Below are 12,919 nucleotides of genomic sequence, written 5' to 3'. Positions count from 1 at the left end.
TAGCCTCTGCCCAGGTCCCCTAGCAGCGCCGGCCGGGCCGCGCAACCGCGACAGCGCCGGGCACGGGTGGGACAATGGCGCGCCCGCATCCCGGCGGGCGTCTCCCGCATCCAGACCCGTCATGACGCAGCCCACCCGCCGCCAGCTCGCCAACGCCCTCCGTTTCCTCGCCGCCGACGCGGTGCAGGCCGCCAATTCCGGCCATCCCGGCATGCCCATGGGCATGGCCGACATCGCCGAAGTGCTGTGGAACGATTTCCTCAGCCACAACCCCAACAATCCGAAGTGGTTCAACCGCGACCGCTTCGTGCTCTCCAACGGCCACGGCTCGATGCTGCAGTACGCGCTGCTGCACCTGTCCGGCTACGAGCTGTCGCTGGACGACCTCAAGCAGTTCCGCCAGCTGCACAGCAAGACGCCGGGCCATCCCGAGCGCCGCGACACCCCCGGGGTGGAGACCACCACCGGCCCGCTGGGGCAGGGCTTCGCCAACGCGGTGGGCTTCGCCCTGGCCGAGAAGCTGCTGGCGCAGCGCTACAACCGCCCCGAGTTCGACATCGTCGACCACCGCACCTGGGTGTTCCTGGGCGACGGCTGCCTGATGGAGGGCATCTCCCACGAGGCCGCCTCGCTGGCCGGCACCTGGGGCCTGGGCAAGCTGGTGTGCTTCTGGGACGACAACCGCATCTCCATCGACGGCGACACCGCCGGCTGGTTCAGCGACAACACCCCCGAGCGCTTCGAGGCCTATGGCTGGCAGGTGATCCGCGACGTCGACGGCCACGATGCCGACGCGATCAAGGCCGCCATCGAGGTCGCCGTGGCCGAGGACGGGCGGCCGACGCTGCTGTGCTGCCGCACCACGATCGGCTTCGGTTCGCCGGCCAAGGCAGGCAAGGAATCCTCGCACGGCGCACCGCTGGGCAAGGACGAGCTGGAGGCCACGCGCAAGGCGCTGGACTGGCCGTACGCCGCGTTCGAGATCCCGCAGCAGATCCGCGACGGCTGGCGCGCCAACGGCGCCGGCACGCTGCGCCAGGCCGAGTGGGAGCAGATGTTCGACAAGTACGCCCGGCACTTCCCCGAGCAGGCCACCGAGCTGACCCGGCGCTCGCACGGCGAGCTGCCGGAGGACTTCGTGTCCGCCGCCGACGCCTACATCGCCAAGGTGCAGACGGAAGGCCCGACGATCGCCTCGCGCAAGGCCTCGCAGCAGGCGATCGAGGCGTTCGCGCCGCTGCTGCCGGAGATCGTCGGCGGCTCGGCCGACCTGGCCCATTCCAACCTGACGCTGTGGAAGGGCGCGCACTCGGTGGTCGGCGATTCGGCCGATGCCAACTACATCCACTACGGCGTGCGCGAGTTCGGCATGACCGCCATCGCCAACGGCCTGGCGCTGCACGGCGGCTTCATCCCGTTCGATGCCACCTTCCTGGTGTTCAGCGACTACGCGCGCAACGGCGTGCGCATGAGCGCTCTGGTGCCGGCGCACGCGATCCACGTCTACACCCACGACTCGATCGGCCTGGGCGAGGACGGCCCCACCCACCAGCCGGTCGAGCACCTGGCCAGCCTGCGCTACATCCCCAACAACGACGTCTGGCGCCCGTGCGACGCAGTCGAGTCGGCGGTGTCGTGGAAGGCGGCCATCACCCGCCAGGACGGTCCCAGCTGCCTGGTGTTCAGCCGCCAGAACCTGCCGCACCAGCCGCGCAGCGAAGGCCAGGTCAAGCTGATCGAGCGCGGCGGCTACGTGCTGGCCGAGGCCGAGGGCGGCACGCCGGACGTGATCCTGATCGCTACCGGCTCGGAGGTCGGGCTGGCGGTGGAGGCGAAGCAGGCGCTCGATGCCGAGGGCCTGAGGACGCGCGTGGTGTCGATGCCCTCGACCGACGTGTTCGAGCGCCAGGACGCGGCCTATCGCGAGTCGGTGCTGCCGGCCGCGGTGCGCCGGCGCGTGGCGGTGGAGGCCGGGGTCACCGGCTTCTGGCGCCAGTACGTGGGCCTGGACGGCGCGGTGGTCGGCATCGACAGCTTCGGCGCCTCCGCGCCGGCCGACGAGCTGTTCAAGCATTTCGGCATCACCGCCGGGCACGTGGTGCAGGCGGCGAAATCGCTGGGTTGATCCAGTACGGGTAGTGACAGCGAAAAGGCCGGGATTTCCCGGCCTTTTCGCGTTTGCGGGCGGTGCCGGCGACTGCCCGTTGCCCACCCGCCGGGAAGGGACCCACCCGCCGGCCGCCGCTGCCGGCCAGGCGTACTGCGCTAGTGTCGCGTCAACGCTCGAACGCCGGACATTACTTGCCGCCGACTCGCATCGCTGCGTTGCGGATCTTGCCAGGACAGGACCGGTCATGGCGGGTGCCGCGGCTTGCGCTGCGAGCCGATGGCGGCGCGCACGACCGAGGTTCTGGACGTTGACGCGACACTGGACCGTCCATGTCGGTGGTGGGTGCGCATGGCGGCGACGCGCCGCAGGTGCACCCGTGCCCGCCCGGCAGGCGTGGGGATTCTGTGGACATGCTGCATGGCCATGTGATTGGCCGGATGTTGTCGCTGGTTGGCGCGATCGGCAGTGGGAGTGCGGGCAGCGAGCCGTTGCAATACGAACCACCGGGCGTGCCGGATCGCGCGCCCGCCGTGCGGCCGGGGATGTGGCCGCGGGTACCGCCGCGGACGACCGCGGCCCTTCCATCGAGAGGCATTGCGCATGCAGACCACGGGTGCAGGACGTCAAGCCGCCACTTCATACCGCCGCGGCGGGCCGCCGCGCCTGCTGGCCCTGGTCCTGGCGGGGGCACTGCCGCCAGTGGCCGAGGCGCAGGACGCGCGCACCACGCCGCCGCCGGCAGACGGGGCCGCCACGCCCAAGCAGCTCGACGCGGTCTCCGTGGTCGGTTCGCAGATCGCCGGTGGCGGCGCGCAGATGGCCCTGCCGGTGATCTCGCTGGATTCCGAACAGATCGCCGCCACCGGCGCCACCGACGGCAACGAGCTGATCCGCAGCCTGCCGCAGATGGGCGATGTCACCTGGAACCCGACCTGGCTGGGCGGCGGCAACAGCAACGCCGCGCGCGGCGACATCGGCTCGATCAGCCTGCGCAGCGTCGGCGCCTCCAACACCCTGCTGCTGATCAACGGACGCCGCAGCGTGATCCACCCGACCACCGCCACGGTGGACGGCGCGATCTCCACCACCACCTACAACTCCAACGCCATCCCGATGTTCGGCCTGGAACGCATGGACATGCTGCTCGACGGCGCGGCGGCCATCTACGGCTCCGATGCCATCGCCGGCGTGGTGGACGTGGTCACCCGGCAGAACCTGCCCGATGGCGGCGGCGTGCAGGTCGAGTACGGCACCGTGTCCGGGAGCCATCGCGAGGACTACCAGCTCAACGGCTACTTCGGCAGGGACTTCGCCGGCGGCCGCGGCAACGTCTCGCTCATGTACGGGTTCGCGCACCGCTCGGCGCAGTACAACAGCGACCAGTGGTACACCGCCACGTCCGGCCTCACCCGGCGCGCGGACGGCACGCTGGTCCCCGGCGGCAGCGACAGCGGCCTGAGCACCGTGACCCCTTACGGCCGCTTCCAGAAATACAGCGACGTCGGCAGCAGCGGCGGCTACTACACCATCGGCGCCAACGGCCAGGTGGTCACCGGCGCGACGCCGGCGGTGCTGGCCGATCCCAACGCCGTCCCCGGCGTGACCCTGTCGCCGGAAATCGACCGTGGCAGCTTCTTCGGCAACGCGCGCTTCGACCTGACCGACAGCGTGCAGCTGTTCGGCGAGCTGGGCTACTACCAGGCGCGCTCCGAATCGTGGATCGGCCCGGCCAGCACCAGCACCACCCAGCCGACCTACATCGACGCCTCCGTCGCCACCGTGCCGGCGGCGCTGGCCGACGGCGCCGACGCCATCAGCATCTCCAACTACCTGTTCGCCGACGGCGGCATCCGCCCGGTGCGGGTGGACAACTACCAGGCGCGCGCGCTGGTCGGCCTGCGCGGCTGGACCGGCGGCGGCTGGAACTGGGAAACGGCGCTGCTGTGGTCCAAGTCGTATGCCGACGACGACATGGTCGGCGTGGACGTGAGCAAGTTCGTCGCCGCGATCAACGACGGCAGCTACGATCCGTTCAACGGCGGCGGCACCGCGACCGGCGACAGCACGCCCAGCGACCCGTCCAGCTTCATGGTCCATACCCATCGCAAGACCACCGCGGAGCTGGCGCTGTGGGATTTCAAGATCAACCGCCCCGACCTGTTCTCCTGGTATGCCGGCGACATCGGCCTGGCCGCCGGGGTGGAGTACCGCTACGAATCGCTGCGCGACAACCGCGATCCGATCATCGACGGCACCTACACGTACACCGACTGGTACACCGGCACCGTGTACGACAGCAATTTCTTCGGCCACAGCTCCACGCCCGATTCGTACGGCAACCGCAACGTCAAGTCCGCCTTCGTCGAGGTGGCCGTGCCGCTGGTGTCGGCCGGGCAGGGCATCCCGCTGGTGCAGTCGCTGGATGTCCAGCTGGCCGGTCGCTACGAGGACTATTCCGATGTCGGCGACGTGGCCAAGCCGAAGCTGGCGCTGGCATGGAAGGTGTTCGACAGCCTGCTGCTGCGCGGCTCGATATCCGAAGGCTTCAAGGCGCCGAACCTGGAACTGGTGAATTCCTCGGTGCTGTACCGCTTCAATGGCTATGACGACGCGGTGCGCTGCTCGGCCCTGGCCGCGAGCGGGGCCTATGCCAACTACCTGGACTGCGATGCGGCCAACGCGCTGCCGGGCACCGGCACGAGCCAGAACTACGCCATCCGCTCGGTGCGCACCGGCAACCAGAACCTGAAGCCGGAACTGTCGAAGAATTCCTCGTTCGGCTTCATGTTCGAGCCGGCCTTCATCCCGGAGCGGTTCGGCAAGTTCAGCTTCGGCGTGGACTGGTGGAAGATCGAGATCGAGAACCCGATCGGCATGCTCAACGACCAGAACGCGCTGTACTACGACGCCTATCTGCGCGTGGTCGAGGGAAGCTCCAACCCGAACGTGGTGCGCCTGGCCCCCACCCAGGCCGACATCGACCAGTTCGCCGGTTCCGGCCTGGAGCCGGTGGGCGAGGTGGACTACGTCGCCGCCACCTACACCAACATGAACGCGCTCAATGCCGAGGGCGTGGACTACAGCTTCAGCTGGCGCCTGCGCGACACCGCCTGGGGCGATTTCTCGCTGCTGCTGAATGCCGCGCGGCTGAAGAGCTACTCGCAGCAGCCGACCACCGAGGAGGCGCTGGTGCAGTCGGCGATCGATGCCGGCTTGTTGAACCTGATGATCTCGGCCATCGGTGCCAGCAACCTGGTCGGCATGTACAGCGGCAACGTCGGGGTCAAGCCGGAGTGGAAGGCCACCGCCACCCTGGTGTGGCAGTACGACGACTGGACCGTGCGGGTGCGCAACCAGTACACCGACAGCGTGGTGTACGGCCTGTACGGCGACGCTAGCGATTTCGTGGTGCCGTCCACGCAGCGCTGGAACCTGTCGGTCAAGCGCGATTTCACCGGCGATTTCCTCAACGGATTCTCGGTGGAGGCCGGGGCGCGCAACCTGTTCGACAAGGACCCGCCGCTCAACGCCAGCGGCGTCTACCTGGCCAGCCTGTACGAGCCGTACGGGGCCTACTATTACGTAAGCGTCCAGAAGACCTGGTGATCGCCCGTGTCCCAGGGCGCGCCAGGGTTCCAGAGTCGTCGTCGCGCCGGCCGCACCGGTCCGCGACGGCGGCATCCTTTCGCATCCGCCTGCCGGGAATCGATTCGCATGGTCAACGCTGCAACACGCCCCGGTGCCGCCTGCGCCGGGATCACGACGATGGCCCTGCTGGCCGCTCTGGGAGCGTGGGCGGTGCTGGAACCGGGCCTGGCGCAGGCCCAGCAGAACGCGGCGCCGCCCGATTTCCCGGAGCAGGTCCGCAGCGGCGCGCCGGCACCGGAGAGGACCATGTTCCCGCAGGTGCGGACCATGAAGGCGATGGTCGCCGGCGGCAACAACTTCGTCACCGAGGCAGGCCTGCGCATCCTGCGCCAGGGCGGCAACGCGGTGGACGCCGGCGTGGCGGCGATGCTGGCCGGCGCGGTCACCGAGGAGGACCACTTCAGCATGGGCGGCGAGGCGCCGATCCTGGTCAAGCTGCAGGGCCGGCCGGTCGCGGTGGTGTCCGGGATCGGCACCGCGCCGGCGCTGGCGACGCCGCAGTTCTATGCCGGTCGCCCGCCGCTGCCGTGGGAGCGGGCCGATCGCAGGCCGCCGATTCCCTCGCAGGGCATCCTGGCCACCACCACGCCGGGCATGGTGGACGGCGCGCTGCTGGCGCTGCGCGAGTACGGCAGGCTGAGCTTCGCGCAGGTCGCGCAGCCGGCGATCGAACTGGCCGAGGCCTTCCCCGTCACCGAAGTGCTGGCCGATACCCTGAAGCGCGACGAGGGCATGCTGCGCCGCTGGCCCAACTCCTGGAGCTACTTCACCGGCGATTCCGCCGGGCGCCTGCCGGTCGCGGGCGACATCTTCCGGCAGCCGCAGCTGGCGGCCACCCTGCGCGCGATGGTGCAGGCCGAACGCCAGGCCGGTGGCGAACGCGAAGCCGCCATCGACGCGGTGCGCGACTATTTCTACCGCGGCCCAGTGGCCAGGAAGATGGGCGAGTTCTCCGAGGCCAACGGCGGCCTGGTGCGCTACGGCGACATCGCCGCGTTCGCGGCGGAGATCGACACCCCGCGCAGCACCACCTTCCACGGCTACGAGATCGTCAAGCCGGGCTTCTGGACCCAGGGCCCGGTGATGCTGCAGATGTTCAACATCCTGGAAGGCTATGACCTCCAGGCGATGGGCCACAACTCGCCGCAGTACCTGCACACCCTGGCCGAAGCCGCCAAGCTGGCCTTCGCCGACCGCGACACGTTCTACGGCGACCCGAAGTTCGCCAAGGTGCCCGAGCGCGTGCTGCTGTCCAAGGCCTATGCCGCGCAGCGGCGCGGGCTGATCGACCCTGACAAGGCGATGCTGCGTTCGATCCCCGGCCGGATCCGTGGCTACGGCGGCCCGCTGCCGGACGCGGGCGGCACGCCGCTGGAGGTGAAGGACACCACCAGCCTGGCGGTCGTGGACGCGCAGGGCAACGTGTTCTCCGCCACGCCTTCCGGGGCCTGGCTGCCGTCGGTGAAGGCGGGCGACACCGGCATCTCCTTCGGTACGCGGCTGCAGTCCTTCGTCGTCCAGGCCGGGCACCCCAACGTGCTGCAGAAGGGCAAGCGCCCGCGCGTCACCCTCAGCCCCACCCTGATCCTGAAGGACGGCCAGCCGGTGTACGCGGTGAACACGCCCGGCGGCGACAACCAGGACCAGGCCATGCTGCAGGTCATCCTGAACATGATCGTGTTCGGCATGACGCCGCAGCAGGCGGTCGAGGCGCCGCGATTCCAGACCAACGCGCTGTATGCCTCGTTCGGCAACCACGAGTACAAGCCCGGCGACCTGAGCCTGGAAAGCCGCATCGACGCCGCAACCGCCGCGGCGCTGAAGGCCAGGGGCCACGACGTGACCGTGCGCGGGCCGTGGAGCAATGCCTCGGCGCCTTCGGTGATAAGACTGGCAGGCACCCACCTGGAAGGCGGTGCCGATCCGCGCCGCGCGCGCTTCGTCGACGGGTACTGAACATGCACATGAAGACCAGGGCATGCCTTGCGGTCGTATGGGGCGCCTTGCTGGCGCTGCTGGCGGCGGTCGGCGGCGGCGTACAGGCGCAGGACACCGGCGATTCGGCCGCGCATGCCGCGCTGGCCACCTACCGGCCGCCGGTGCCGGGCATGGAGGGGCTGGTCACCAGCGCCAACCCGCTGGCCTCGGCGGCGGGTGCGCGCATCCTCGCCGAGGGCGGCAATGCCGCCGATGCCGCGGTGGCGGTGGCCGCCACGCTCAACGTGGTCGAGCCGCAGAGCTCGGGTATCGGCGGCAACGGCTACACGATGTACTACGACCGCGGCGAGGGCAGGGCGTACTCGCTCGCGATGCACGGCGCCGCGCCGCTGGCGGTGAAGCCGCAGGCGATGACGCAGCAGGACCTGGAGTACGGCATGCTCGCCTCGACCACGCCGGGCGCGATCGGCGGCCTGATCGAACTGCTCGACCGCCACGGCCGGCTGTCGCTGGCGCAGGTGCTGGCGCCGGCGATCCGCTACGCCCGCGACGGGCATCCGGCCAACCGCTCGCTGGTGGCCAGCATCGTCCGCCAGCGCACGCAGATCGAGCGCTTTCCGAGCACGGCGGCGGTGTTCCTGCCGGGCGGGCGCCCGCCGCAGGTCGGCGAGCTGTTCCGGCAGCCGGCGTATGCGGCCACGCTGCAGAAACTGGTGCAGGCCGAGCGCGGCGCCCTGGCCGCCGGCGCCGACCGGTCGGCGGCGCTGCGGGCGGCCTATGCGCGCTTCTACGAGGGCGACATCGCCAGCGAGATCGACGGCTTCTTCGCGCGCGAGGGCGGGCTGGTGTCGCGCCGCGACCTCGCCGGCTACCGGCCGCACTGGGATGCGCCGCTGCACACCACCTACCGCGGCTACGACGTCTACGCCAATCCGCGTGCCACCCGCGGCGGCATCGAGGTGCTGATGCAGCTCAACCTGATCGAGGGCTACGACCTGAAGGCGCTCGGTTTCCAGAGCCCGCAGGCGCTGCACCTGATCGCCGAGAGCATCAAGCTGGCCAAGGCCGACATCTACCACTACGTCGGCGATCCGGCCTTCACCCAGGTGCCATGGGACGGACTGCTGTCCAAGGCGTACGCGGCGCAGCGCCGCCGCTCGATCGCGATGGACCGGGCGATGGCCTACCCGGCGCACGGGCAGCCGCCGCAGGCGGTCGCCATGGCCGCCGCGCGCCGCGCATACCCACGCCTGCCCGAGACATACGCCGACGATCCGGACACCACCAGCTTCTCGATCGTCGATCGCGACGGCAACGCGGTGGTGTGCACGCCGACCGTCGGCGGTGGCTTCGGTGCCGGGGTGGTGGTGGGCGATACCGGGCTGCTGTTCAACAACGGCATGCGGGTCGGGTCCACCTCGCCCTACGCGGACAATGTCAACGCGCTGGCGCCGGGCAAGGTCCCGCTGCTGAACAATTCGCCGATCCTGGTGATGAAGGACGGCCGCCTGGTGCTGGCGATCGGCACGCCGGGCGGCGAGAGCATCGGCCAGACGCAGTTCCAGGGCATCGTCAACGTGATCGACTACGGGCTGGACATCCAGCAGGCGATCGAGGCGCCGCGCATCCGCATCGATGCCGAGCCCAACTTCTACCGCCCCGGCGCGGCCACGACGATCGCGATGGAGTCGCGCATCCCGCAGGCGGTCAGCGATGCGCTGGCGGCGATGGGGCACCCGGTCGAGCGCCTGGATGCCTACACGCCCGGCGTCGGCGGCATGCAGGGCATCCTGGTCGATGGCGAGCACGGCACGATGAGCGCCGGCGCCGATCCGCGCCGGGCCGGCTATGCGATCGGGTGGTAGCGGGAAGGCGGGGGGGACAATCCTTCCCCTGCTTGCGGGGAGGCGTGTCTTCTTCCAGTCCCCCGCAAGCGGGGCACGCCTTCTTTCCCTTGCCCGGCGCGCGGGGGGCGCGCCTTCTTTTCCTTCCCCCGCAAGCCGGGGGGCATGTCTTCTTTCCCTTCCCCCGCAAGCGGGGGAAGGTGCCGAAGGCGGATGGGGGGGGCGCCGCAGGCGCCCGAGCGCACCCTCATCCGCCCCTCCGGGGCACCTTCTCCCGTGAACGGGAGAAGGAAAGCATCGGCCCCATCGCCCCGTCCTCTTCCTTGGAGTCGCAACGATGAAGTACTGCCGCCACCTGCCGATCCTTGCCCTGGTCGCCGCCCTGGCAGCTGCCTCCGCGGTGTCCACGCTGCAGGCCGCCGCTCCGGCTGCGCAGGAGATCGACATCGAGGTCCACGAGGGCACGTCGATGTCGGTGTCGGTGTCGCCCGACGGCAAGTGGCTGGCCACCGACCTGCAGGGCAGCCTGTGGATCGTGCCGGCCGGCGGCGGCAAGGCGCGGCGCATCACCGACCTGTTCAACGACGCGCGCCAGCCGGTGTGGTCGCCCGACGGCAGCACGCTGGCCTACTTCGCCTTCCGCGACGGCGGCTACGACCTGTGGACGATCTCGCCCGACGGCTCCAAGCGGAAGAAGCTGACCGAGGGCGCGTTCGACGATCGCGATCCGGCCTGGTCGCCGGACGGGCGCCGGATCGCTTTCGCCTCGGACCGCGGCACGCCCGGCAGCAGCAGCTACAACATCTGGACGCTGGAGCTGGCCACCGGCGCCTTCGAGAAGGTGACCGACAACGCCTACGAGAACCGCATGCCGACCTGGTCGCCCGATGGCCGCCAGATCGCCTATTCGAGCATCCGCGACGACGTCTCCGCGCTGTGGGCGACGACGCTGGCCAGCGGCCAGGAGCGGCAGCTGCGCAAGGCCGGGGGCCAGGTCGATGCGCCGTCGTGGGGGCCGCGCGGCGAACTGGCCTACGTCGTGCAGGGCGACGGCCGCAGCTGGCTGGAGATCGACGGCACGCCGGTCAGTGGCGACGAGAACGCGTTCCCCTTCCGCGTCTCGTGGGGCCGCGATGGCGATTTCTACTATGTCTCCGACGGCAGGATCCATCGCCGTCCCGGCGTCGGCGGCGCGCCGCAGCCGGTGGAGTTCAGCGCCACCTTGCAGGCGCGCAAGCCGGACTACCCCCATGCCCGCCGCGACTTCGACTCGCAGGCGCCGCGCAAGGCGCTGGGCATCGTCAGGCCGGCGATCTCGCCCGACGGACGCAACGTGGCCTTCGTCGCCCTGGGCGACCTGTACCTGATGCCGGTCGGCGGCACCCCGCGCAAGCTCACCGACGACCGCTACATGGAAGTCGATCCGGCCTGGTCGCCGGACGGCGACAGGCTGGTGTACTCCTCCGACAAGGGCGGCCGGCTGCAGCAGCTGTGGATCCGCGACCTGAAGACCGGCAAGGACACGCAGCTGACCGATATGACGACCCAGCCGCTGGAGGCGGTGTGGTCGCCGGACGGCAACAAGATCGCCTTCATCGACGTCGACGGCATGTGGGGCGTTGCCGGCCTGTGCGTGGTCGAGGTGGCCAGCGGCAGGCTCACCCGGCTGCAGCCCTCGCTCGGCCAGCCGGGACGGCCCACCTGGTCGGGCGACAGCCAGCGCGTGGCGCTCTCGCTGTCCTCGCCGTATTCGAAGAGTTTCCGCGAGGGCACCAACCAGGTCTTCGTGATCAAGGCAGACGGCAGCGGCGAGTCGGCCTGGTACGCGCCGGTGCCCAACCTGTCCATCGACACCCGCGGCGGCGCCGGCCCGGTGTGGTCGCCCGACGGCAACGCGATGGCCGCCGTGTACGAGGGCGAGCTGCGGGTGTGGCCGGTGTCGCCGGCGGGCGAGCCGCTGGGACCGCCGCGCAGCGTCACCTCCGAGATGGCGCATTCGCCCAGCTGGGCGGGCGATTCGAAGACGCTGCTGTTCCAGTCCAACGACACCCTCAAGAAGGTGGACATCGAGACCGGCGCGATCACGCCGGTGCCGCTGCAGCTGGACTACACCCTCGCCGTGCCCGCGGGCCGCACCGTCATCCATGCCGGCTACGCCTTCGACGGCAGGCAGGAGCAGTTGCTGCGCGATGTCGACATCGTCGTCGACGGCAACCGCATCACGTCGATCGGCCCGCACGATCCGGCCCGCCACGATGCGTCCGCGCGCGTGATCGAGGCGCCGCAGCTGACCGCGATGCCGGGGCTGATCGAGTTCCATGCCCATCCCATGCGCGACCTCGGCGAGGCGATGCACCGGGCCTGGCTGGCCTGGGGCGTGACCACGATGCGCAACCCGGGCGACCAGCCCTACCACGGCGTGGAGGATCGCGAGGCCAGCGAGGCCGGGGTGCGCATCGGCCCACGCATCTTCGCCACCGGGCACCTGCTGGAATGGCAGCGCGTGTACTACAAGATGGGCACCGCGCTGTCCGGGCCGGCGCACCTGGAGAAGGAACTGGCGCGGTCGCGCGCGCTCAGCTACGACCTGCTCAAGAGCTACGTGCGCCTGCCGGACCTGCAGCAGCGCCGCCTGGTCGAGTTCGCGCATGCGCAGATGGGCGTGCCGGTGACCACGCACGAGATCTATCCGGCCGCCTTCGTCGGCGTCGACAACACCGAGCACATGGGCGCCACCAGCCGCCGCGGCTATTCGCCCAAGCAGGCGTCGCTGGGGCGGGTCTACCAGGACGTGGTGGACCTGTTCGGCAGGACCGGGCGGCCGCTGACCCCGACCAACTTCGGCGCACTGGTCGCCTACCTGCAGGCGCACCCGCAGTTGCGCGACGACCCGCGACTGGCGCTGTACCCGCAATGGGCGCAGGACGCCGTGCACAACGCCAACGCGCTGCCGGCGCGGCTGAAGGATTCCATGGCCGGGACCGCCGCCGGCATCAAGGCCATCGCCGATGCCGGCGGCAGGATCGCTGCCGGTACCGACTCGCCGATCGCGATCAACCTGCATGCGGAGATCGCGTCCTACGTCGATGCCGGGATGACGCCGTTCCAGGCGCTGCGTTCGGCCACCGCGACCTCGGCCGAGCTGCTGGGGCTGGACGCCGGCACGCTGGAGGCCGGCAAGCTGGCCGACATCGTGCTGATCGAGGGCGATCCCCTGCAGGACATCGGCAATACCGCCAACGTGCGCCAGGTGATCGCCAACGGCCGCGCCTTCAGCGTCGAGGAGTTGCTGCACCCGCGCGAGTGATGTGCCGCCTGGCGTCTTCCGGCTCCCCGGGCTCGTCCGGCAGGCTATCCTGGCCTTGTCGCGGACTGGAGC

5 protein-coding genes are annotated in these 12,919 nt (G+C 70.3%); all 5 read left to right on the top strand.

What is annotated here, in order from left to right; genetic code table 11:
- The first annotated feature begins 121 nt into the window (after nucleotides 1–121).
- The 5 genes from tkt (at nucleotide 122) to LRX76_RS04085 (ending at nucleotide 12,847) form a co-directional block, all read left to right on the top strand.
- A complete protein-coding gene (gene tkt, locus LRX76_RS04105) occupies nucleotides 122–2,125 on the top strand; it encodes a transketolase (RefSeq protein ID WP_231802351.1) in 2,004 nt (667 codons plus the stop codon).
- A gap of 585 nt (nucleotides 2,126–2,710) precedes the next feature.
- Nucleotides 2,711–5,716 (top strand): TonB-dependent receptor, encoded by a 3,006-nt coding sequence (locus LRX76_RS04100; RefSeq protein WP_231802349.1) that lies wholly within the window; start codon nucleotides 2,711–2,713, stop codon nucleotides 5,714–5,716.
- Nucleotides 5,717–5,824: 108 nt separating this feature from the next.
- Nucleotides 5,825–7,714 carry a gamma-glutamyltransferase family protein gene (locus LRX76_RS04095; RefSeq protein ID WP_231802347.1) on the top strand — a complete coding sequence of 630 codons (1,890 nt, stop codon included), beginning with the start codon at nucleotides 5,825–5,827 and terminating at the stop codon, nucleotides 7,712–7,714.
- A gap of 8 nt (nucleotides 7,715–7,722) precedes the next feature.
- Nucleotides 7,723–9,561, top strand: coding sequence for a gamma-glutamyltransferase (ggt, locus tag LRX76_RS04090; RefSeq protein WP_231802345.1), 1,839 nt, complete (start codon nucleotides 7,723–7,725; stop codon nucleotides 9,559–9,561).
- Between the two features lie 316 nt (nucleotides 9,562–9,877).
- Entirely contained in the window at nucleotides 9,878–12,847 is a 2,970-nt protein-coding gene (locus LRX76_RS04085) for an amidohydrolase family protein (RefSeq protein WP_231802343.1), read from the top strand.
- The last annotated feature ends 72 nt before the right edge of the window (nucleotides 12,848–12,919 follow it).

It is taken from the genome of Stenotrophomonas sp. MMGLT7 (genome assembly GCF_021168555.1).
Taxonomy (GTDB): Bacteria; Pseudomonadota; Gammaproteobacteria; order Xanthomonadales; family Xanthomonadaceae; genus MMGLT7.
Note: the sequence above shows the minus strand (reverse complement) of the source record. Positions and strands in the feature narration are given on the sequence as shown.